This is a genomic window from Caballeronia sp. M23-90, assembly GCF_053574605.1.
In genome coordinates this window covers 1-22858 of sequence record NZ_JBSIPA010000052.1, presented here as the reverse complement: position 1 = coordinate 22858, position 22858 = coordinate 1, and the positions used below count along the sequence as shown (strand labels likewise).

21 protein-coding genes, 3 tRNA genes and 1 pseudogene are annotated in these 22858 nt (G+C 60.0%); 8 read left to right on the top strand and 17 right to left on the bottom strand.

The features are described 5' to 3' along the window. The 4 genes from ACRXB1_RS08300 to rph form a co-directional block, all read right to left on the bottom strand. Positions 1-761, bottom strand: a 761-nt coding sequence (locus ACRXB1_RS08300; protein WP_449491734.1) for an MFS transporter, incomplete at its 3' end; no start/stop codon positions are given. 39 nt (positions 762-800) lie between these two features. Then, positions 801-2039, bottom strand: coding sequence for a radical SAM family heme chaperone HemW (gene hemW, locus ACRXB1_RS08295; RefSeq protein ID WP_449491732.1), 1239 nt, complete (start codon positions 2037-2039; stop codon positions 801-803). Next, on the bottom strand, positions 2036-2653 hold the full coding sequence (rdgB, locus tag ACRXB1_RS08290) for an RdgB/HAM1 family non-canonical purine NTP pyrophosphatase (protein ID WP_449491731.1): 618 nt from the start codon (positions 2651-2653) through the stop codon (positions 2036-2038). The genes hemW and rdgB overlap by 4 nt, the downstream gene beginning before the upstream one ends. Next, a complete protein-coding gene (rph, locus tag ACRXB1_RS08285; protein WP_449491733.1) occupies positions 2646-3392 on the bottom strand; it encodes a ribonuclease PH in 747 nt (248 codons plus the stop codon). Before rph ends, rdgB begins: the two co-directional genes overlap by 8 nt. Positions 3393-3743: 351 nt before the next feature. Between rph and ACRXB1_RS08280 the strand changes: the two genes are divergently transcribed. The 5 genes from ACRXB1_RS08280 (at position 3744) to ACRXB1_RS08260 (ending at position 8731) form a co-directional block, all read left to right on the top strand. Next, complete coding sequence (locus ACRXB1_RS08280; RefSeq protein WP_062169560.1) at positions 3744-4679, top strand: YicC/YloC family endoribonuclease; 936 nt, start codon at positions 3744-3746, stop codon at positions 4677-4679. 6 nt (positions 4680-4685) lie between these two features. Continuing rightward, the gene (gmk, locus tag ACRXB1_RS08275) at positions 4686-5351 is read left to right on the top strand and encodes a guanylate kinase (RefSeq protein WP_061998847.1); all 666 of its coding nucleotides are present in this window, start codon (positions 4686-4688) and stop codon (positions 5349-5351) included. 56 nt (positions 5352-5407) lie between these two features. Beyond that, positions 5408-5611 carry a DNA-directed RNA polymerase subunit omega gene (rpoZ, locus tag ACRXB1_RS08270; protein ID WP_031359151.1) on the top strand — a complete coding sequence of 68 codons (204 nt, stop codon included), beginning with the start codon at positions 5408-5410 and terminating at the stop codon, positions 5609-5611. A gap of 81 nt (positions 5612-5692) precedes the next feature. Continuing rightward, a complete protein-coding gene (locus tag ACRXB1_RS08265; protein ID WP_236873325.1) occupies positions 5693-8131 on the top strand; it encodes a RelA/SpoT family protein in 2439 nt (812 codons plus the stop codon). Between the two features lie 108 nt (positions 8132-8239). After that, complete coding sequence (locus ACRXB1_RS08260) at positions 8240-8731, top strand: phage protein NinX family protein (RefSeq protein WP_075359626.1); 492 nt, start codon at positions 8240-8242, stop codon at positions 8729-8731. Between the two features lie 64 nt (positions 8732-8795). Here ACRXB1_RS08260 and ACRXB1_RS08255 read toward each other — a convergent pair. Continuing rightward, positions 8796-8872 (bottom strand) — tRNA-Arg (locus ACRXB1_RS08255). 80 nt (positions 8873-8952) lie between these two features. Then, a tRNA-Arg gene (locus ACRXB1_RS08250) sits at positions 8953-9029 on the bottom strand. Between the two features lie 139 nt (positions 9030-9168). Here ACRXB1_RS08250 and greB point away from each other — a divergent pair. Then, a complete protein-coding gene (greB, locus tag ACRXB1_RS08245) occupies positions 9169-9729 on the top strand; it encodes a transcription elongation factor GreB (protein WP_174363788.1) in 561 nt (186 codons plus the stop codon). 82 nt (positions 9730-9811) lie between these two features. Here the strand turns inward: greB and ACRXB1_RS08240 are convergent, their stop codons facing one another. Continuing rightward, positions 9812-10966, bottom strand: a complete 1155-nt coding sequence (locus ACRXB1_RS08240; protein ID WP_061998850.1) for a porin — start codon at positions 10964-10966, stop codon at positions 9812-9814. Positions 10967-11538: 572 nt separating this feature from the next. Then, positions 11539-11787, bottom strand: a complete 249-nt coding sequence (locus tag ACRXB1_RS08235) for a hypothetical protein (protein ID WP_069638375.1) — start codon at positions 11785-11787, stop codon at positions 11539-11541. A 292-nt stretch (positions 11788-12079) separates the two neighbouring features. On the opposite strand from ACRXB1_RS08235, the gene ACRXB1_RS08230 reads away from it, so the two are divergent. Next, positions 12080-13225: an exonuclease domain-containing protein gene (locus ACRXB1_RS08230; RefSeq protein ID WP_449491730.1), complete on the top strand. Its 1146-nt coding sequence runs from the start codon at positions 12080-12082 to the stop codon at positions 13223-13225. On the opposite strand, the gene ACRXB1_RS08225 is transcribed toward ACRXB1_RS08230, so the two are convergent. Together ACRXB1_RS08225 and ACRXB1_RS08220 are read right to left on the bottom strand one after the other, a co-directional pair. Beyond that, entirely contained in the window at positions 13222-13827 is a 606-nt protein-coding gene (locus ACRXB1_RS08225; protein ID WP_449491729.1) for a chorismate mutase, read from the bottom strand. The two genes, ACRXB1_RS08230 and ACRXB1_RS08225, sit on opposite strands and share 4 nt — an antisense overlap. Positions 13828-14021: 194 nt before the next feature. Further along, positions 14022-14168: a hypothetical protein gene (locus tag ACRXB1_RS08220; RefSeq protein WP_162916035.1), complete on the bottom strand. Its 147-nt coding sequence runs from the start codon at positions 14166-14168 to the stop codon at positions 14022-14024. A 128-nt stretch (positions 14169-14296) separates the two neighbouring features. Here ACRXB1_RS08220 and ACRXB1_RS08215 point away from each other — a divergent pair, with 128 nt between their 5' ends. Beyond that, positions 14297-14440: a hypothetical protein gene (locus ACRXB1_RS08215; RefSeq protein WP_155524178.1), complete on the top strand. Its 144-nt coding sequence runs from the start codon at positions 14297-14299 to the stop codon at positions 14438-14440. Between the two features lie 262 nt (positions 14441-14702). On the opposite strand, the gene ACRXB1_RS08210 is transcribed toward ACRXB1_RS08215, so the two are convergent. From ACRXB1_RS08210 to ACRXB1_RS08180, 7 genes and pseudogenes are all read right to left on the bottom strand, one after another. After that, entirely contained in the window at positions 14703-16253 is a 1551-nt protein-coding gene (locus tag ACRXB1_RS08210) for a TolC family protein (RefSeq protein ID WP_449491728.1), read from the bottom strand. Further along, positions 16240-18213 (bottom strand): FUSC family protein, encoded by a 1974-nt coding sequence (locus ACRXB1_RS08205; RefSeq protein WP_449491727.1) that lies wholly within the window; start codon positions 18211-18213, stop codon positions 16240-16242. The genes ACRXB1_RS08210 and ACRXB1_RS08205 overlap by 14 nt, the downstream gene beginning before the upstream one ends. Further along, a complete protein-coding gene (gene mdtN, locus ACRXB1_RS08200; RefSeq protein WP_449491726.1) occupies positions 18194-19243 on the bottom strand; it encodes a multidrug transporter subunit MdtN in 1050 nt (349 codons plus the stop codon). The genes ACRXB1_RS08205 and mdtN overlap by 20 nt, the downstream gene beginning before the upstream one ends. Beyond that, complete coding sequence (locus ACRXB1_RS08195; RefSeq protein WP_449491725.1) at positions 19240-19560, bottom strand: YtcA family lipoprotein; 321 nt, start codon at positions 19558-19560, stop codon at positions 19240-19242. Before ACRXB1_RS08195 ends, mdtN begins: the two co-directional genes overlap by 4 nt. A gap of 252 nt (positions 19561-19812) precedes the next feature. After that, a tRNA-Thr gene (locus ACRXB1_RS08190) sits at positions 19813-19888 on the bottom strand. 53 nt (positions 19889-19941) lie between these two features. Beyond that, positions 19942-20967, bottom strand: a complete 1026-nt coding sequence (locus tag ACRXB1_RS08185) for a class 1 fructose-bisphosphatase (RefSeq protein ID WP_061998856.1) — start codon at positions 20965-20967, stop codon at positions 19942-19944. A gap of 152 nt (positions 20968-21119) precedes the next feature. Next, positions 21120-22787, bottom strand: a pseudogene (locus tag ACRXB1_RS08180) (DUF3458 domain-containing protein); the annotation flags it as partial. Between the last annotated feature and the right edge of the window lie 71 nt (positions 22788-22858).

Sequence of the window (22858 nt, the reverse complement as noted above, 5' to 3'; positions counted from 1 at the left end):
GGCGCCGCGCGCAAGGCGCCGGGCGCCCAGGGTCCGGCCTGCAGCACATCGCGGGCGAACACGGGCAACAAGGCCGTCGCGCCGCCGAGCAGCACCGCAAACAGATCGAGCGACAACGCGCCGAGAATCACAGGTTTGCGTCGAATGAATGCGATACCCGAAAACAGCGACTCGAACGAAAGCGGCGTTTTCATACGAACCGCTTTTTCGATTTTTATCAGTGAAAGCAGCAGCGCCGCGCCCACGAACGCCACCGATACCGCCCCGTACACCACGAGCGCGCCGAGCCCGTAGAGCAGGCCGCCCATCGCGGGGCCGAGAATCTGCGCGGTCTGGTTCGCAGACGTGGACCACGCGGTTGCGTACTGCAACTGGGCGCGCGGAATGAGGTTGGGCAAGAGCGCTGACATCGACGGCGATTCAAACGCCCGGGCCGAACCGGCAACTGCAGCGATCACATAGATCAATTCCTGACTCGTCACCCCACGCCACGTGGCGATACACAAGGTCAACGCCGCCACGCCCTCGATCGCCTGGCAGATGAACGCGATCGTGCGCCGGTCGTACCGGTCGGCCACATGACCGACCACGAGCGTGAGCATGAACATGGGCAGGAACTGCGCGAGGCCGACCAGCCCGAGCGCGAACGCGCTGTGCGTGATCGAATAAATCTGCCAGCCGATGGCGACCGACATCATCTGGAACGCCACCGATGACATGACCCGCGCGCTCCAGAAGAGCGCAAAGGGCCGGTGACGCATCACTGAATTGGGCGGTACTGCAGGAGAGGAGGCGCTCAATTAACGGTTGTCCTTGGTCGTCTTCGAGTCAGGGTTCTTGAGGAACAGCGCCTGCAGGTCGTTGAGAAAATCCTGGCCGCGCTGCGTGGGCGCAATGGTGTCGATATCGCGCGTGATCAGGCCGCGCTTCTCGGCTTCGATCAACGCGGGTTCGATCGCGGACATGGCAAGGCCGGTGCGTTCGTTAAACGAATGCACCGGAAATCCTTCGACGAGCCGCAGCGTGTTGAGCATGAATTCGAACGGCAGATCGCGCGGACCGACTTCGTTTTCTTCCTGCACGGCCGCGCCTGCGAGCGCTTCGTCCATGTACGTGCCTGGATGTTTGTATCGGACCTGCCGCACGATCTTTTGCGGGAACGACAACTTGGTATGCGCGCCCGCGCCAATTCCCAGATAGTCGCCGAAGCGCCAGTAATTCAGGTTGTGCCGGCTCTTTTTGTTCGGCTTCGCATACGCCGATACCTCGTAGCGCTCGTACCCCGCCGATGCCGTGCGCTCGTGAATCCAGTCCTGCATGTCGGCGGATTCGTCGTCGTCGGGAACGGGCGGCGGGTATTTCGCGAACAGGGTGTTCGGCTCGAGCGTCAGGTGATACAGCGACAAATGCGGCGGCGCGAAACTGATTGCGGTTTCTATGTCGGCACGGCATTCGTCCAGCGTTTGCTTCGGCAGCGCGAACATCAGGTCGAGGTTGAAGTTATCGAAGTTCTTCGCGGCGATTTCCACGGCCTGGCGCGCTTGCGTCGCATCGTGAATCCGTCCGAGCGCCTTCAAATGCGCTTCGTTGAAGCTCTGGATTCCTATCGATAACCGGTTCACGCCGCTCGCCCTGAACTGCGCAAACTTCGCCGCTTCGAAAGTACCGGGATTCGCTTCGAGCGTGATCTCGGCATCGGCGTCGAGGGGCAGCAACGCGCGGGCGTCGGAAAGCAGACGGTCCAGCCCCTTCGCCGACAACAAGCTGGGCGTGCCCCCGCCGATGAAAATTGAATGGACCTGCCGGCCCCAGACCATCGGCAATGCTTGTTCCAGATCGGCGCGCACTGCATCGAGATAACGGTCTTCCGGAAACGTCTGTCCCTTCCACTCATGCGAATTGAAGTCGCAGTACGGACACTTTTTGACGCACCAAGGGAAATGCACGTACAGCGACAACGGCGGCAGCGACGTCAGCCGGATACTGCCCGGCGACGTGAACGCCTTGACGACGTTGATTGTTTGGGGACCGGCGCTCACGAGACGTCCTTCAACCGGCCGAGCAGATGCCGAAGCGCGATTGCCCGGTGGCTGCTGGCGTTCTTGACTGCGGGATCGAGTTCACCGGCCGTTTTTCCAAGCGATGGCACGAAGAAGTGGGCATCGTAGCCAAAGCCGTTTGCGCCGCGCGGAGCATCCACCACTTCGCCATGCCAGCGGCCTTCCGCAATCAGCGGTTCTGGATCGTCGGCATGACGAACCAGCACGAGCACGGAGAAAAAATACGCGCGACGATCGGTTTCATTCGCCAGATCCGCGACAAGCCGCGCGTTGTTCGCGGCGTCGCTTTTTTCGCTGCCGTTGAGCAATTGCGCGTATCGCGCGGAATAGACACCGGGCGCGCCGCGCAACGCGTGAACGCAGAGACCGGAGTCATCGGCGAGAGCGGGAAGCCCCGTCGCCTTCGATGCATGCCGCGCCTTCGCCAGCGCGTTCTCGACGAACGTCACGTGCGGTTCCTCGGCCTCGGATACACCGAGTTCGCCTTGCGTCACCAGATCGATGCCGGCACTCGCGAGCAAGGCCGCAAACTCGCGCAACTTGCCGGCGTTGTTCGACGCCAGCACGACCCGTTTGAATACAGGATCAGACACTGAGCAGCTCCAGGGCGACTTTCTGCTTCGCAATCAACGTTTCAATGCCGCTTTGCGCCAGATCCAGCAATAAATTCATTTCCGAGCGCGTGAACGGCACGCCTTCGGCCGTACCCTGAACCTCGACAAAACCGCCGGCGCCCGTCATCACGACGTTCATGTCGGTATCGCACTGGGAATCTTCGTCGTAGTCCAGGTCGAGAACCGGCTGGCCGTTGTACACGCCAACCGAGATCGCGGCGACGAATTCGTTGATGGGCGATTCTGCGATCTTCCCGGCGGCAATCAGCTTGGTGACGGCATCGTGGGCCGCGACGAACGCGCCCGTGATGCTTGCCGTGCGCGTGCCGCCATCGGCCTGGATCACATCGCAATCGATATGCAGCGTCCGCGCGCCGAGTTTGTTCAGATCGAACACGGAACGCAGCGCGCGCCCGATCAGCCGCTGGATTTCCTGCGTGCGTCCGGTCTGTTTGCCGCGCGCGGCTTCGCGATCGTTACGTGTGTTCGTCGCGCGCGGCAGCATGCCGTATTCGGCGGTGAGCCAGCCCTGATCGCGGCCGCGCAGGAATTCGGGCACGCGCTCGGAGATGCTTGCGGTGCAGATCACCTTGGTATCGCCGAATTCGACGAGGACCGAACCTTCCGCGTGCTTCGTGTAATGACGCGTGATGCGCACGTCGCGCAACTGGTTCGCGCGGCGGCCGCTGGGGCGTGAAGTCGGGGCGGGCGAGGTCAGCGGAGAATCTGTCATGGAGGCGATCAAGTGAAAAAGCAGTAAGGGAGGGCGGTGCTGAAAGTCGCCAGAAAGCGGCAGCGAGCGACGAACACAGCGAAGGAACGCCGGGCCGGAAAAACAAATTTTATCCGCAATCCGGGTGAGCGTCCGGCTGCGTATGAAGCCGACGCACGCGTTTCCCCGGGCTTTCAAGGGCAGTAACGGCAAAAATGGGATAATGCCAGCTTCCCCGCCCGGCCAACCATGCATGCCATTCGCGCAGCTTCACGCCGGGCGTACTGAAGTGAACCGGCCGTGCGGCGCATGCAGTGAAGGCGCCGGTGCACACGGTCTTCAACAACGGACGCGATAATGATCTACAGCATGACAGGCTATGCGAGCGCCACGCGCGAGGTAGCGTCGGACGGCGCGGGCGCAAATGGCTCGGGCGTGGGAGTATCGGTGGAATTGCGCACGGTGAATTCGCGCTTTCTCGACATGAACTTCCGCATGCCGGAAGACGTTCGCGTATGCGAGCCGCAGTTGCGCGAAATGCTGATGAACAAGCTCTCGCGCGGCAAGGTCGATATCCGCATCAACCTGAATCGCGCCGAGCAAACGACCATTTCCGGCGCGCTCAACCGCGAAGCGCTGTCCCAACTGGCCGCGCTGGAGCGCTCGGTTCTCGACGTTTTCCCCGATTCCGAACGCATGCGCACCGGTGAAATCCTGCGCTGGCCCGGTATTTTGTCGGAAAGCGGTGTTTCGGCAGAAACCTTGCGCAACGCGGTGCTGGCGTGCGGCAAGCAGGCGATTGCCGAACTTATCGATGTCCGCGCCCGCGAAGGCGCCGCGCTCAGCGCCGTGTTGATCGCGAATGTGACGGAAATGGAAGCGATCGTCGCGCGCATCACGCCGCTCGTGCCGGAACTGATCACGAAGCATCAGCAGAAGATCGTGGAACGTCTGCAGATTGCGCTCGGCATTGCCGCGCCGGAAGGAACGACGCAAACCAGCATTCCGCGCGAAGAGATCGCCGAACGGATTCGCCAGGAAGTGACCATGTACGGCATCCGTATCGATATCAACGAAGAATTGCAGCGCCTCACCGCGCATCTGACGGAAACGCGTCACGTGCTGCAAAAGGGCGGCAAGGTGGGCAAGCGGCTCGACTTCATGATGCAGGAACTCAATCGCGAAGCGAACACGCTCGGCTCGAAGGCGGCAGCAAAAGAACTCGCAGATGCATCGATGACGCTCAAGCTGCTCATCGAACAGATGCGCGAGCAAGTGCAGAATCTGGAGTAACGGCACATGAACGACGCTCAACGCAACACCTACGCCGGCGTTTATCCGGGCAACCTGTTCATGGTCGTCGCGCCGTCGGGCGCGGGCAAATCCACGCTGGTGAACGCGCTGCTCGCGCAGGATCCGGCAATCCGCCTGTCCGTCTCGTACACCACGCGCGACCCGCGTCCCGGCGAGGAAAACGGCGTGCAATACCATTTCGCTTCCGTTGATGATTTCATGGCGCGGCACGACGCCGGTGAATTCCTCGAAAGCGCGGAAGTGCACGGCAATTACTACGCAACGTCGCGCGTATGGATTGAAGCGCAGATGAAAAGCGGCCATGACGTGCTGCTCGAAATCGACTGGCAAGGCGCGCAGCAGGTCAAGAAACGCTTTCGCAACGCGGTGGAAATTTTCATCCTGCCGCCCTCGCTCGATGCGCTGGAAGAGCGCTTGAAGAAGCGCGGACAAGATTCGCCGAACGTGATCGTGCGCCGTTTGCTTGCTGCCGGCAGCGAGATGGCGCACGCGCCCGAAGCGCAATATGTGCTGATCAACGAGAACTTCGATAAGGCGCTGACCGAATTGCGCTGTCTCGTTGCCGCGACACGTCTGCGCTTTGGTTCGCAATATGCACGTCATACGCAGTTATTCGTCGAGTTGGGCATACACTCGCCGCACGCCGAGTGAGCGGGCTTTCCGGTCACATAAGGTAGAATGAAGAACATATCGAGAAGGAATCAACCATGGCCCGCATCACTGTCGAAGACTGTCTGAAAATGATCCCCAATCGCTTCGAGCTCGCGCTCGCAGCAACGTACCGCGCGCGCCAGCTCGCTCAGGGCCACACGCCGAAGATCGAAAGCCGCGACAAGCCGACCGTTGTAGCGCTGCGTGAAATCGCGGCGGGCCAGGTCGGTGTGGAAATGCTCAAGAAGGTTCCGGTTTAAGTTTCAACCGGGTTATCGGCACGAGCGATTTCGAATCAACGCGCATCTTTGCTAAAGCGTCAGCTAACCACGGAGGCGACCATGAATCCTGTTCCATCGTCCGTCTCTGTGGATACGCACCACGACGCGCTCAGTGTCGATTCGCATCGTGACGCTCAGGTCGAGCTGAACACTGAAAACCACGCGCACGATCACGACCAGGACGGAGATTCTCCGTCGGCGGCGCGCAAGTATATTGACGCGGTCCTCGAACAATCGTTTCGCCATCTGTTCGGGCCGACCGCCACCCCGGAAAAACCGCGCCGCAGCGACGTCGTTTCCATCGCGAAACTGACGACCGAACTGGCCGCGTATCTTTCGCCGGAAGAAATCAAGCAGGTCAAACAGGCTTTCCATTTCAGCGACGAAGCCCATCTCGGGCAGTATCGTCAGAGTGGCGAGCCGTACATCACGCATCCGGTTGCAGTCGCGGAAATTTGCGCGAGCTGGAAACTCGACGATCAATCCATCATGGCGGCATTGCTCCATGACGTGATCGAAGATCAGGGCGTGACGAAAACCGAAATCGCGGAACGGTTCGGGCCGAAGGTCGCGGAACTTGTCGATGGTTTGTCGAAGCTCGACAAAATGGAGTTCCGCAATCGCGAGGAAGCGCAGGCGGAAAACTTCCGCAAGATGCTGCTCGCCATGGCGCGCGACGTACGCGTGATCCTCGTGAAGCTTGCGGACCGGCTGCACAACATGCGCACGCTCGGCGCCGTGCCGCCGGAAAAACGGCGTCGTGTGGCGCGCGAGACCATCGACATCTATGCGCCTATTGCGCATCGGCTCGGGCTGAACAATACGTATCGCGAACTGCAGGATCTGAGTTTCGCGAACTTCAATCCGCACCGTTACGCCACGCTCGAGCGCGCCGTCAAGGCCGCACGCGGCAACCGGCGGGAAGTGGTCGGCAAGATCATGGAAGCGGTGCAGCGGACCATTGCTGACGCGAAGATCAAGGCGGACGTTACCGGCCGCGAAAAAACCATCTTCAGCATCTACAAGAAGATGCGCGACAAGCAGTTGTCGTTTTCGCAAGTACTCGACGTGTACGGCTTTCGCGTCGTGCTCGATACCGCGCTGGAATGCTACACGTGCATTGGCGCACTGCATGCACTTTACAAGCCGGTGCCGGGCAAGTTCAAGGATTACATCGCAATCCCGAAGGTGAATGGCTATCAGTCGTTGCACACCACGCTCGTGGGTCCGTTTGGCGCGCCTATCGAGTTCCAGATCCGCACGCGCAAGATGCACGAGATCGCAGAAGCGGGGGTGGCAGCGCATTGGCTGTACAAGAACGGCGGCGCCGATCTCAACGACGTGCAAAAGCGCGCGCATCAATGGCTCAAGTCGTTGTTGGACATCCAGAGCGAAGCCGGCGATTCCAGCGAATTCCTCGAACACGTCAAGATCGACCTGTTCCCGGATGCGGTGTATGTGTTCACGCCCAAGTCGAAGATCATGCCGTTGCCGCGCGGCGCCACGGCGCTCGACTTTGCGTACTCCATCCACAGCGACCTCGGCAATCAGTGTGTCGCGGTCAAGATCAACAACGAGTTGCTGCCGTTGCGTACGGAGCTAAAGAGCGGCGACATTGTCGAAGTCATTACCGCGCCGTACTCGAAGCCGAATCCCGCCTGGCTCGGCTTTGTACGTACCGGCAAGGCGCGCTCGGCGATTCGTCATTATCTGAAGACGATGCGCCTGAATGAATCGGTGCAACTGGGCGAACGGCTCGTCGATCAATCTCTCAAGGGCTATGGCCTGGCGCTTTCCGAAGTAACCGCGGAAGTCTGGGAGAAGCTGGCTCAGTGGACGGGCAACAAGAGCCGTCAGGAAATTTTCGCGGACATCGGCCTTGGCCGCCGTGTCGCAGCAGTGATGGCAAAGCGCATCGAAGTGTTGATGACCGGGCGGGATGACGACGATTCCCCGCGCGAGAGCTTCACCACGAACACTGCGCCGCCGGTCGTGATCACCGGCACGGAAGGCATGTCGGTGCAATTGTCGGCGTGCTGCCGCCCGATTCCCGGCGACGACATCATGGGTTATATCGGCATCGGGCTGGGCATGGCGATCCACACCACGGAATGCCGGGTTGCGCAGCGCATCCACAGGCGCGATCCCGGCCGATGGATCGACGTTGCCTGGGCGCCCCAGCCGGGCCGTCTCTTCGATGTCGCCATCAAGGTGCTCGTGAGCACATCGAAGGGCGTATTCGCCCGCGTGGCGGCTGACATCACGTCCGCCGACGCGAACATCGTCCACATTGCAATGGACGAGGACGTGACGCAGGAATCCACCGTATTGCGCTTCGTGATCCAGGTCAGTGACCGCGTGCATCTGGCGAACGTGATGCGGCGTGTCCGGACAAATCCGGATGTGATGCGCATTGCGCGTGAGCGGCCAAGTGACGAGCCGCATCATCGCAACAACGAAGGCGGCATGCGGATCGATCGCGAACGCGGCGACTACTAGCGTCCTCACGTTCGCCTCATTGCGGCGGTTGGCGCGGCAAGTTCAAGCACCGACGCTGGAACACGACCTGCGTGCCCTGTACCCATTCTGCGTACAACGAGGGCACTTATGAAAACATCAGAACTGGAAGGCGCCGAGCTCGACTATTGGGTCGCGCGAGGGCTGCACGACTTCATCCGCGAAATCCATTTCACCGATGGCGGCCAGACCCTCGCCATTCGTGGCAATGACCGTGGACGCGCGTGGGATGGGCGGTTCTTGCCGTCATCGTCCTGGGAAGCTGCGTCGGTGGTGTTGGAGCGCGCGTGCCGGCTGGAAATGAGCGATCACGGGCGCGGCGAAGTCGTTTGCACCGCGGTGTTCGGCAAGGACGGCGGGGAAGTGGAGGGGCGTGGCGCGTCGTTGAGAGTTGCGTTGCTTCGCGCGTTTTTGCTGCACGCATTCGGCGAGACCGTGGACGACGAATATCCGCATCGTTCGCAAATGCTTTTGGGCGAGCGTGCGGAGCCGCTGGGCGAACAGAGTTCGATTGCGTCGGCTGACGACGCACCGGCGCCGGATGGACGTATCGGCGACATTGGTTCGGCCGCGCGCCAGTAAGCGCCGGGCATCAAACCGGCCCACAAACAAAAAGGGCCTTCCGCGAGGAAGGCCCTTCTCAAATTGGTGCGGCTGGCAGGATTCGAACCCACGACCCCTTGGTTCGTAGCCAAGTACTCTATCCATCTGAGCTACAGCCGCATATGCAACAGGGTAATACAAAAATCGACTATGACAAACTAATACATGAAACGCTCGATGAGCAAAGCGTTTTGAAGAAGTGGTGCGGCTGGCAGGATTCGAACCCACGACCCCTTGGTTCGTAGCCAAGTACTCTATCCATCTGAGCTACAGCCGCACGCGAGACCAAGAGTATAGCCAAGCTCTCCCAAAAAAGGAAGGGTTATGGCGCAATTTGTGTAATGCCGATCTTCTTCGTGTTACCTTGCACAGGAGCGATCTCGCCTTTCTATACGTTATTTTGAGCGGTTTGCACCATGAATAAAGCATTTGTCAAAGAATCGGATGAGAGTGACGACGACCTCGATATCGAACAGCCGCCAGGCGTTCCGCCCGGCACCAAGAACTACATCACGCCGGCAGGGCACCAGCGCTTGCGTGATGAATTGCTGCATTTGCTCGATGTTGAACGTCCGGATGTCGTGAAGCTGCTCTCATGGGCGGCATCGAATGGTGACCGGTCGGAGAACGGCGATTACATCTATGGCAAGCGGCGGTTGCGCGAGATCGACCGGCGTATCCGTTTTTTGACCAAGCGCCTGGATCTGGCCGAAGTGGTGGACAGCAGCCGGCAGGAGAACGTCGATCAAGTGTTTTTCGGTGCGACGGTGACGTATGCCGGCGACGATGGGGAAGAGCAGACGGTGACGATCGTGGGCGTGGACGAGGTGAATCTGGATGTAGGGCATGTGAGCTGGATATCGCCCATTGCGCGCGCGTTGCTCAAGGCGAAGGTTGGCGACACGGTGACGCTGCATACGCCGGCGGGCGTTCAACAGATCGATATCCTCGACGTGCACTATCCGCCGAAGACCTGAGCCGGGATCACGCAAAACCTCGGGACGAAAAAAAGCGCCGCAAGCGGCGCTTTTTTCACATCGGTACTACCTGAATCAAAGCTTAGAAGCGGTGACGAATGCCAACCGTTGCCGACACTTGATTCGGGGTCGACGACATGCCTACGCCCGTGATCGGAGCGCCGAGGCCCGTGCCGTCGAGGTCGATTGCGTGAACGTACTCACCTTGCAGGTACACGTCAGTGCGCTTCGACAGCGAGTAAGCCGTTTGCAGGGCGAACTGATGGAACGAAGGCTTCTGACCGTCGATACGTGCGTCCGTGTACGTGTACTCGCCAGCCAGGCTCAGTGCCGGGGTCAGCGCGTAACGGCCGTTCAACTCGTAGTTGTTGAAGCGGATGTAGTTGCCGGTCGCGACGCCGTTCGTTGCGCTGATTGCGCCGGCTGCGATGCCAACTGCATCTTCAAGCTTCGTTTGCGTGAACACGAAGCCAACCGTTGCCGGGCCGAACGCGTAGTTCAAGCCAGCACCGTACGTGCGCTGCGTGCCAGCCACGAACGTGTTGTCGCCTGCAACTGCACCACCCGTGTTCGACAGCGCGGCGTTGATGTTCGCGCCGGTCGTGTCGTTGTTGAGTTGCAAGTAAGCAGCAGCGATGTTCAACGGACCGTAGTTATACGACGCGCCAACGCTGTATGCACGGTTGTTTGCGAAACCGTCAGCCTGGTTCGAGAAGCCGTACTGCGCGCCGAACTTGAAGCCAGCGTAGTTCGCGCTCTGGTACTTGACCGAGTTGTTGATACGGAACGAGTTGTCGAGGTTGTCGTTGTCGAACGGGTGGGCGAACTGCGTACCACCGTACTGCGTGCCGGTCAGAGCCAACGGGCCCAGGTAGTCAACCACTGAGTCATATTGACGACCGAGGGTCACAGCACCGTATTGCGTGCTCGACAGACCAACGAATGCTTGACGGCCGAATTCGCGACCACCTTGACCCAGCGTGCCGTTAGCAATGCTGAAGCCGTTTTCCAACGTGAAGATTGCCTTCAGGCCACCACCGAGGTCTTCAGCGCCGCGCAGGCCCCAACGGCTGCCGTTCACCGAGCCGCTCGTCATCTTGAAGTTGTGTTGGCCGCCTTGGTTGTTCGTGTACGTCAGGCCAGCGTCGATCAAACCGTACAGCGTCACGCTGCTTTGTGCGTGAGCAGCGGTAGCAAATACGCCCGTCAGGGCGGCGACCATGAGAGTCTTTTTCATCTTTGTAACTCCGAGAGCAGTTTGGGTCTGACAACCCAGGCTTGAAGGAAACCTTCACTCCGACGCGCTGCGAGAGGCGCTGTCAGATGAATTCGTGTGGCAATGAATTGACACAGTCGTTTCCGGACCAGACGAAGTGTAAAGACGGTGTTACAGCGATGGCATTCCGATTTCCGCAATAAAGTATTCTGCTATCGGCAATGATCGTAAAATTCCAGCGAAGGCTTGACTGGCAAGGAGTTGCGGGGGATTGGGAAGGGTGATGCGCACGTGTCAACAACGTGTCGTTGCGCAATTGCTACAACTTCTATCGTTAAAATACAACGCCAAAAATCCGAAAGGGCGATTGTTGACGGAACCGCAATAGATGATTGCCAGAAGTGTGGATGATTACCCGGTAATGCATGGCTATACTTAAATCGCTGCTTTCCAAAGCAGACTTTTTCGTTGACGGAAAAGATCTCCAAACCTTGTCAGCGCGACTTCACCGTCGCGCTTTTTTTTCGTCTAAACCGCGAAAAGCGGATTCACGAGGAATCCGCCTGGTGCAATCTAAGTCTTCTACGAAAACTTCAGAATGCAGGCTCCATTTCTTCTTTGGCCTGCCCCGGTGCGTCTTCAACCTGGGTTTCAAGCGACAGAGGAGCCGCAAAAGTCCAGTCTTCCATTACGTACCGCCGAGCATCCATTGGTGAGGACAACAAGTTCTGCCAGTGATCCCCATGCCACGCTGGATCGAAATCGAGTAAAGACAACGTTTGTGCTTCTGATGTTTCCACTGCGGGTTGAGGGCCTACCAGAGTCCTGATCCACGAAAACATGCTTTTGAGTTCGGTCGTCACGACATGACCTCCTTAAAAAGTGTTTGCGGTACACATTCATGATGCCGAGCGTCTGCTTCGGTAACAAGACTCGTAAACGCTTACGATTCGATAAAACTGGTTACATTGTAAGTAAATTATGCCGATAGCGACTTTCGGAGCCCGATTTCGCAAATGTTGCGATGAATCGTCCTTTCAATCTCCGAACTCAATAGGCGAATTGCATGAATTCGAAGGGCGGACGGCCCGTGGGCTAAAATGCGCTCACTCTCTCTATTAGTGGTCAGCAGCCTTGCTCCCAACCGTTTCCAATCTCTATTGCGCCGAGCCGCTGGTTTTTGTCGATCTGGAGACAACGGGCGGAAGCCTGGGCGTTCATCGAATCACTGAAATTGGTGTGGTCGAAGTCGGCCCGGCCGGTGTGACGCAATGGAGTTCGCTCGTCAATCCGCAGCAGCCCATTCCATTCTTCATTCAGCAACTCACCGGAATCAGCGATTCAATGGTGCGTGATGCGCCGACTTTCGATGTCATCGCGCATGATCTTCTGGCGCGTCTCGACGGCAGATTGTTCGTGGCTCACAACGCGCGCTTCGATCACGGCTTTCTGCGCAGCGAATTCAAACGACACGGCATCAGGTTTCAGCCGGACGTTCTGTGCACGGTGCAGTTGTCGCGCGCGATCTATCCTACCGAGCGCCGGCACGGTCTGGATGCATTGATCGAGCGGCACGCGCTGGTTCCGTTTGCCCGTCACCGGGCACTCGCCGATGCCGATCTTCTCTGGCAGTTCTGGCAGCACCTTCACAACGCGCATTCCGCCGATATTCTCCGCGGCCATATAGATCAGGTCACGCGGCGCTTCCGGCTGGCCGGGGATATCGATGAAGACACCATCGAGCGCATTCCGGCGGGTTGCGGCGTCTATGTGTTCTACGGCGAAAACGACGTGCCGCTGTATGTGGGGCGAAGCGTGCGTCTGCGTCAGCGCGTGCGCGCGCATTTGACGGGTATGAAGCGGTCCGCGAAGGAACAGCGGCTTGCGGAACTCGTGAGGCGCGTCGAGTGGACGGGGACGGGCGGTGAGATTGGCGCGATGCTCGAGGAAGGACGCTCGATCGCGCGGCTTGGTCCGGCGCATAACCGTGTATCGAAAGCTCGTCGCGACGATCCGCGCGGCGCGCCGTGGACGCATCCCGGCGCAATTGCGATCGAAGAGGCGGACGCCACGACCGGCGCGCGCGTCTGGCATGTGGTCGACGGGTGGCAGTTTTTCGGCACGGCAACTTCTCTCGACGAAGCTGCGCGCCTGCGTTCGTCCGCAGCATTGGCGGTCTTCGAATTGTCGACCTATCGGATTCTCAGCGAGCGGTTGTCGCGTGGATTGAAGATCGTACCGCTCGGGGTTGCAATGCTGGTTGGCGCCGAATCCGCTTAACCCACAGCCCCGACGCCCCCCGCGCAGACGTGCGATAACGCCCGTGCCAGCGGCGCATTTTGGGTCGAGTCGTAGCGCGTCAGGTGTTTCCATCGCGCGATGCTGTCGGCGAGGCGCACCGGGCAGTCATCGGCGTGACGCAAGGGCTCCACGCGGGCCAGCGCGCCAAGCAGCGAATTTGTCACGCGATCGAGTTGCGGCCGGGTATCTCGGGCGAGATCCGGTGGCGTGCCTTCCGGCGGACGGGACTTGCGCCAGTTATCGAAGAGGGCATTCTGCACATCCTTGCTCGCCTCGATCTGATCACGAAAGAAATCTCGCGCGAACGCCGGATCGATTCCGGCGGCCTTCGCCTGGCTGTCAATGCGGGCAAGCAGCGCGGCCTCGCGGGGTTCATCGGTGATCGATTCGTGATTCGCCCACTTCCAGCGTGCGACTGGTTCAGCCAAGGCCAGCCGTTGCGACGATAACGCGATGAGATTGGTGAGCGGAGTATCGTCGCCGTCGGCTAGAGCATTCGATGCAAACGTCGCGGCGATCGTCATGGACGTGGCGGCAAAAGCGATGGTCCGCAGAGTACGCAAGAAGGAAGTGGAGAACATGAGCGGCCGTTAGCGTGCGAAGAGCCGCAGCTTAACCCACGATGTTTGAAATGGTTGTCACATTGTGATGCGCGCGGCCGCGCACGGCATCACAGAGGAGAGATGCCGCGAAACTCAGGCGTGTAGCGGCCGCAGTCCGCGCGAGGTCCACACGAAGCCGGCGCACGCCTGGCGCATGCAAAAATTTTCAGCAATTACTTCGAGTCGCACAGGTTGCGTTGTTCGTCGAAGAAGGCCCGGACATGCTCCGGCAATTCCGCGAGGAATTCAACTGCGACCGGATCTTGATCCGGACAGCGCACCTTGTCGGGCGTCGGAATTTTGGTCGGTTTGGCGTCCATCACTTTCTCTCCTTGTATGAGGTCGATTATCAATCTCGACTCTGGCTTCGCGCTAGCGTCGAATGCGCGGTTGGAACTTTTCCGGTTTCTTTGTTGCTTTAACGGAACAACACTGAGGTGACTTAAGCGTGTCACAAGTTAATCCGTCGGTATTGGCTTCTGCCTTTATTGCCGATACCCATGCTGCTCTGCGGCAAATATTTCGCCAGATGCTTCAAACTCTACGTGATGCGCCAGATGCGCTATTCGGCGTGGCGCAAACCGCTGAATAACGCGTCCTCCTATTATTGATAACGGCAGCATTTCGGCTCGGTTGACTAAATTATTAACTTTTAAAAAACTTTTTGCTCTCGATGCGTTTGGGAGCGCACATTCGCATAGAAACGAATGTTCGCAAATCAGATAAATCCGAAACATCGATAAAGCGACGTTAATGTGTTCGTTTTACGATGAGTTTAAATTCCGGGCTTAACGCATTACTTTAAGTGTGCGGCGTGAAGCGTTGCAGCGAAAAGAATATTTATCGCTGAAGGGCTAGTTGGACCGCGCTGCAACCGAATCAATCGAGCCGGTTGCAAGCGCCAATGCGGCCGCCGCCGAGAGCGCGCCGCTGTAACTGTCCGCGCTTGCGTTTTTCGCGACCAGCAGTTGGTTCTGTGCGAGCAACGCGTCAGTGATCGAACCCACGCCTTGGCGGTATGCGTCGAACGCGGCGTCGTACGTGGTCTGCGCGGCGCTCAGCAATTCGCTCGCGGCGGCGTTCGCGGCCAGGCTCGTCTGCAGTGTGTTCTGGGCGGTGACGATCTGCCGGACCGCTTCTTCGCGGCTTCGGGCGAGGCGGGTGGACGCACTGTCGGCATCGTTGCGTGCCTGTGCGAGCACGGCCTGCCGCAAGCCGCCGTCGTATAACGGAATGGTCACGCCGACGATCACGCTGCCGCCGTAGCGGCCGCCGCTCAGGTTCACCGTCGGCAATTGCTGGCCGATGCTTGGAACAGCCGATATGGAAGAACTGCCGGTGTTGTACGCACCGTTCGCCGAGAGAAAAACCTTCGGCATGAATTCCGACTCGGCGGACTTCACTTTTGCGAAATCGATTCGTTCGGCGGCGTAGGCGCTCAGCACGTCGGGGCGCCGGGCAATCGCGTCCGACACGATCCGCTCGATTGAATCGTTCACCGGTGACGGAAGCGTGCGCGTCGGCATCACGGCGATCATGGGTTTCGATAACGGCGATATTCCCATGGCCGAAATCAGCATCAGATAGGCATTGCTCTCGACGCCCTGCGCCTGGACCAGCGCGAGCTTCGCCTGCGCGCGGTTCTGGTTGGCCTGCGCGACTTCGATGACCGTGCCGATGCCATGTTTGTAGCGCGATTGCGCGGCGGCGAAAATGGCTTCGGCGTTGTCCAGGCCTTGCCGCGTGGTGGCAATACGGGCGCGCGCCGCCTGATAGGTATAGAACGCGACGCTGACATCGAAAATCACTTGCTGGTGAACCGCGGTAAAGCCGATGTTCGCCATCACCGAACCCTGCGACGCCGCCTCGACGCGTGCGGCGCGTCCGCCGAAATCGAAGAGCAGCCATTGCAGCGACAGCACCGATGTCGCGCCGTGTCCCGAGCCATTGGTTGACGAACCGTCGAACGCCGATGAGTTCGGGCCCTGGGTGGCCGCGTACTGTCCCATTGCTGCTATCGATAATTGCGGAAGGTACGCGCTCTTGGTAATGCCTGCCGCCAGCGCTGCGTTGCGCGCATCGTTCCACGCAATACGCGTCAGCGGATTCGCCGATTCCGCCAGATCGATTAGTTCGGCCAACTCGTACGCATGTGACTGCGATAGCGCCGGAGGAGGAGGAACGGTGGCGAGCGCGGGATTCGCGGGCAATTGATAGCTGCTTGCCAACACCGGTCCTGCTGATCCCGTCGCCGGCCCGGGCACGATGGCGCCCGTCGAATCCGTCTTTGGCTGCCAAGGATGGTCGGGGCTCTCGGGCGCCATATCGATGGACGATGTCGCGCAGCCGGCCAGACCCGCCGCCGTCAGGATTGCCAGTGCGAAGGAAGGCTTAAGCCGCAGCATGAGTCGTGAAGCCCTTCGCCGCGTCGCTCGGCGCGGCGTGTTCGAGTTGGATGAGGCGTGCGTTGCCGAGGCCGAGCAAGGCGGTGCGCGTGTCGTTGTTTGCATCGGCGGGCGATGGTGGTGGTGTGCCGGCGCCAACGGTTTCACCTGAAAGCCGGCTGATCCAATCGTCGATGGCGGTATCGCCCGGATGCCGTTCTGCGAGCAGGAACATGGGCGTTTCAAGGGCGTCGAGCCTGGTCAGTGCGTTGCGGCGCTCGGCGATCCACGTTGCATCTGGACGAACCCAAGACGGCTCGAAATGCATCGTCGCGAGATCCTGTTCCAGCGCGCCGCATTGAGCCATTGCGCTCGCGGCCATCGCGCGGCGCGTGCCGGGGTGCGTCAGCATCGCGATCCGCTTCCATTGCTGTTGCAGCGCGGTGAGGCCGGCATCCACGCGCGCCGCAACGCTTACAGGCCACACGCGCGTGAAGATGAGATAGACGACCACGTTGCCGATCAGAATCCCGATCGTGCGATCCCGCGCGATGGTCAGGTCGAATGCGGGCGCCGGACCCTGGATCACGCACATGAAAAATACCAGCGCGATCTGGAATCCCGCATACGCGATACGCGGCGAACCAAACGCGATCCACGCCGAGAGCCATGTACCGGCAAACACGATTCCCATCAGCCCGAGAGCGGCCGTCGTCACGGGCATCAGGAACACGATCGCAGCCGTACCGAGAATCGCGCCAATGAGACACCCGGCGATACGCAGCGTCATTTTCTCTACGGTTTCAGCGGTCGTGCCGAGCGACACCATGTAGACGGTGATGAAGCAGGTGTGGATGCCCGGCCAGTTGATTTGCGTGTAGAGCAGATAGCAGAACATCGCGGCTGCCGTGGTCTTCAGCGCGTAGCGGACGTGCTCGGGGTTCGTGAATGCATCGGGCAGAAAGAACCCGCCGGATTTGGCGGCAGGAGGTGGGAGCGGTGCATCGGCTTCAACCACCGCAAAGCGGGTGATCGCCCGCTGCAGATCTTCGGCAACGACTCGTGCGAGCGGCGGCAGTTCAGCCACGCCGGGCAGAGTGAGCTCGATATCGACCGGATAACCGCCTGCCTCGAGCATGCGCGCCATGTTCTCCAGTGTGTCGGCGATCGGTGCTGCAAAGGCTGCGGGCAAACGCGCCGATACTTCGCGGGCGGACAGATCGGCGGCGACCAGAATCGCAAGCGTCGATGAAACCGCTTGCCTGAGCGCAGGGAAATCCGCGCGCGCCGACGAGCCGTCGACGACTGACAGCTTCAGCCATGTGCCGATCTGCGCATCGCCTTCACGCAAGCAGGCGCCGGGTGCGGCTTGTGTCGACTCCGGGTCGACCAGGCTCCGGGCGGCAAGCCGCAGGCGCCTGGCTAGCGTGCGGCCCGCGAGCCGCCGTGGCGACGGCGCGATCAGCACGTTGACGCAAACCGATACTGCGAACGGAATCGCTGTCATCACCCAGGCATAGAGCAGGGCGCGGGTCGCCACTTCGCCGAACGGCACGCTGCCGAGTTCATCGAGCAAAAAGCCGATGATCATCGCGAGGATCGCGCCCACTGGCCGCAGCTTGCTCGCCGACGTCACGAACAGCAACCCGAACGACAGCCCCGCGATGCATGCGACCCGCCAGAGGGGATCGTCGAGCGCAAACATGGCCACGATCAGCACGATGCCGAGAAACACCGTGACCAGCACGAGCATCGCGACGCTTTGCACGACGCTCATCACCCGGTCGGGCTGGTTCAGGAAGAACACGACATAAGCGGAAATCGCGGCTTCCATCGTGCCGTAGGCGCTTGTCACATATGCCGTCAGCGCGCAGATCAACGCAATGCGGCACGCCATTGCCACTCGCCCCGGAAAGGGCGCGAGGAGCTTCAGGATGTCGGCGGCACCCGGCCGGGCAAGATCACCGGCAGGCTGCGCCATGCCGCACCTCGACCATCGCACTTGCGCCAACCCGGACCAGTTGCGCGGCCGGCTCGTCAAGACGCACGCGAACCGGGAAGCGCTGGGCGACGCGGACCCAGTTCACTGATTGCTGAACGATAGGCAATGAGCGCGGCAGATCGATCCGGTCGGTATCGGCAACACCCGCGCCGATGCCCGTCACCTTGCCGTGGATCGCCTGGCTTCGGTCGATCATCGAATAGACGGTTGCGCAATCGCCGGGTTGAATGCGCGCGAGCTCCGTTTCGCGGAAGTTCGCAACCGCGAACCATTCGTCCGAGTGGACGAGCGTGAAGATCGACTGATGCGGCGCGACCGTTTCGCCGGCCAGCACCGAGAGGCCCGTGACAAAACCATTGTGCGGCGCGCGCACGATGCTTGAATCGAGGCTGTGCTGCGCAATCGCGAGTGCGGCCTCGCGCGCAACCACGATGGCGACTTCGCCTGCATCGTCGCCGATCGTCTGCGCGGTTGCCTGCTTTTGTTCTTGTGCCTGCTTGAGAGACAGCGCGGCGTCGCGTTGGGCAACTTGCGCCTGATCGAGCTGCTGCGTGGACACATAGCCCTTCGCCGCGAGCGGCGTGAGCCGCTGCACGCTGCGCGATGCGAGCTCATAGTTGCGTGCGGCTTTTCCGGTCTGATCTCCTGCGATCATCGCATTAGCGCGCTCGCTGATGAGCCTCTTGCGGCGCGTTTCCAGCGCCGCCCGGGCGAGATCGAGGTCGGCCTGGGTCTGCGCGACCAGCAGCCGGAACGGAACCGGATCGATCTCGAACAGCTCGTCGCCTTTTGCAACGTGCTGGTTGTCCTCCACGAGCAACCGGACGATGCGGCCGCCGACCGGCGATGCGATGTGGACTACATCGGCATCGATTGTGGCGTCATCGGTCGAAGGAAAGCGGGTTGTACGGTCATATGCGTAGTACGCTGCTGCGAGACCGAGCACGATGATCACGCCCGCGATCACACGGCCTTTGAGAGAGCGTTGGCGCTTCCCGGCGATCTTCATGGCAGATGTCCCGTTCCCGACAGCCAGAAGAGCACGGCGATCATGACGCCAATAGCCATGCACACGAAAAGCTGAAACGGGACGATCTGCGCAAAGCCAGTGGACACGAATATTCGATGTGTGACCAGCGCGCCAACAAACCCGATCAACGCGCTCATTAACCAGAGCGGAAAATAGGCGCCGAAGATTTCATATGACGGCGCACCGCGTAACGCGCATCCCGAGAGAAGCAGACTCAACACGGGAGTCGCGGAAAGATGCCGCGTGCGCTGCAGGATCGCGTTGCGGACGCTTATTTGAATGGGTTTTGGCGGCATTGCAGCGTGCGTGTTGATAAAGGCCCTGGGGAAGCAACGAAATCATGGGCACTTTAACAGCGCGGAAAATTCATATCGAAGAATTCGCACAATGCACAACTTTTATTACGAATTTTCCGAAAGCGTGCAGCAAATAGAAATAATGAGATAACGCGGGCGGAGTCTATGTCTTGAGTTTTTAAGTCGAACGCAACGCGAATCAGCAAAGCAAAAAGCCCAGTCCGAAGACTGGGCTTTTTGCTTGATGCTATTTGGTGCCGGAAAGAGGAATCGAACCCCCGACCTTCGCATTACGAATGCGCTGCTCTACCGTCTGAGCTATTCCGGCATCAGAGAAACGAGATTATAAGGACCCTTCGCCGAGTTTGGCAAGACCCCTGGTCAATTCTTTTCTGCGTGATAGCGCGTGACGCGTTCGACCTCGCTTTTCGACCCGAGGAACACCGGGACGCGCTGATGCAAGCTGGTCGGAACGATATCGAGAATGCGCTGTTCGCCATCGGTCGCGGCGCCGCCCGCCTGCTCCACGATGAACGCCATTGGATTCGCTTCGTACATCAGGCGTAACTTGCCCGGACGATCCGGCGTGCGTTTGTCAGCGGGGTACATGAACACGCCGCCACGATTCAGGATGCGATGCACGTCGGCGACCATCGATGCAATCCAGCGCATGTTGAAGTCTTCCTTGCGCGGACCATCCTTGCCTTCGTTCAGTTCGTTCACATATTTCTGCACCGGCGCGTACCAGTGACGGCTGTTCGACGCGTTGATTGCGTATTCGCGCGTTTCAGTGGGAATCTGCATGTTGTTTTGCGTGAGCACCCACGAACCAAGTTCACGATCGAGCGTGAAGCAGTTGACGCCGTAACCCGTGGTCAGCACGAACACCGTTTGCGGTCCATAAACCGCGTAGCCTGCCGCGACTTGCGCCGAACCCGGCTGCATGAACGCCTCTTCACTCGGCTCCATGCCGTCCGGGCATCGGAGAACGGAGAAGATCGTCCCAATCGATACGTTCACGTCGATGTTCGACGAGCCATCGAGCGGATCGAACGTGAGCAGATAGTTGCCCTTCGGGTAACGATTCGGGATCGGGAAGATCTTTTCCATTTCTTCCGATGCCATCGCGGCGAGGTTGCCGCCCCATTCGTTAGCTTCGAGCAGGATTTCGTTCGAGAGGATGTCGAGCTTCTTCTGCACTTCACCCTGGACGTTCTCGCTGCCGGCCGAGCCGAGCGCTTCGCCCAATGCGCCCTTGCTGACCTGATAGCTGATCTGCTTGCACGCACGCGCCACGACTTCAATCAACAAACGCAGGTCGGCGGGAAGGTTTTGATGTTCGCGCTGCTGCTCAATCAGCAACTTGGTCAGCGTGGTGCGACGGGAAATCGATGAAGGGGTCGACATTGCGTTGGGCTCCGGGAGCGTTAAGACGAATGCCCCAGATTCTACCCGCTCAGCTTGTGTGTCTTGATGTCACAAAAAGCATGGCAGCTATATGGCACAAAAAAACCGGCGCCAAAGCGCCGGTTTTCGCATGAAAGCTCGATCTCTGGCAATTATTGACCGAGCGCTTTTTCCACGATTTCACGCACATCCCGCGACTTCACCTTCGACGCGACCTGTTCCAGCGCCGCGTGCGCTTCTTCGCGCAAGGCAGGCGTGTACCGGCGCCATTGTTCGAGCGTGCGTGCAAGGCGCGCGGCGACTTGCGGGTTCATTGCGTCGAGCGCGATCACCTGTTCCACCCAGAACGCGTAACCGGAACCGTCGGCGGCGTGGAACTGCGCCGGATTGGCGCCGCAGAAGCTGAAGATCAGCGAACGGGCGCGATTCGGGTTTTTCAGCGTGAACGCCTGATGCTGCATCAGCTTGCGCACGATTTCCAGCACGTTGCGTTTCGGTCCGCCACGCTGCGTGGCTTGCAACGAGAACCATTTGTCGATGACAAGCGGCTCGTTCTCGAAACGTTTGTAGAAGTCGTCGAGCGCTGCATTGGCAGCGGTGGTATCGGCCGAGCCCGATGCGCCCGCCGTCAGCAACGCCGACAATGCCGCCGACCGGTCCGTCATGTTATTCGCGGCGTCGTACTGCGCACTCGCGAGTTCGATGGCGCGGGTCGGGTCGTCGAGCTGGCTCAAGTAGGCGAGGGCGAGGTTCTTCAAGCCGCGTTTGCCGGCGTCGTCCGGGCTCGCGCGATACTCACCCGGCGTCCGGTTGGCTTCGTAGACGGCCAGCCACCGGTCGCGCAGGCTCGTGGCGAGCCGCTGGCTCACGAACACACGTGCTGCATGGACCGCGGCCGGGTCAGAGACGGCCATTTGCTCGGCGAGATATGCCTCCGATGGCAACATCAGCGCGAGTTCCCGGAACGCCGGCGTAAGCGTTTGATCGTCGAGAACCTGGGCGAAGGCTGCGACCACCTGGTCGTCGAGGGTAAGTTCTTCTCCCTTCGATGCCCGGTCCGCCAGCGTCAGCAACTCGCGCGTGGCGAGGCGCTGGCCGGCTTCCCATCGATTGAACGGGTCGCTGTCGTTCGCCAGCAAGAACGCCAGTTGCTCGTTGGTGTAGTCGTATTCGACCACCACCGGCGCCGAGAAATTGCGCAGTAGCGACGGCAATGGTTCTTCCGTCACGTCGGTGAACGTGAACACCTGCTCGGGTTCTGTGAATTCCAGTACACGCGTTGTGCCAAGCGCTTCTTTCTCGCCTTCGAGTTTCAGCGGCAAGTCAGCGCCGCCCTTGCCAATGAGACCGATCGAGAACGGAATCAGCAACGGGCCTTTCTGCGTCGCACGCGCGGCTTCAGATGCCTCGCCGTAACCTTGCTTGAGCGTCAGCGAATAACGTTTGGCGGCAGCGTCGTAGTGCGTGCGCACCGTCACGCGCGGCGTGCCCGCCTGGCTGTACCAGCGCTCGAATTGCGAGAAGTCGCGGCTGTTGGCGTCGGCCATGGCGTGCCGGAAGTCGTCGCACGTCACGGCCTGGCCGTCGTGCCGCTGGAAGTACAGATCCATGCCGCGCCGGAAACCGTCGCGTCCGAGCAGCGTCTGGTACATGCGCACGACTTCCGAGCCTTTCTCGTAGACGGTCATCGTGTAGAAGTTATTGATTTCGACGTAGCTTTCCGGGCGCACCGGATGCGCCATCGGGCCCGCGTCTTCGGCAAACTGCATCTGGCGCAGGACCCGTACGTCGTCGATGCGCTTGGTTGCGCGCGGAAAGCTACGTCGAAATCAATAACTTCTACACGATGACCGTCTACGAGAAAGGCTCGGAAGTCGTGCGCATGTACCAA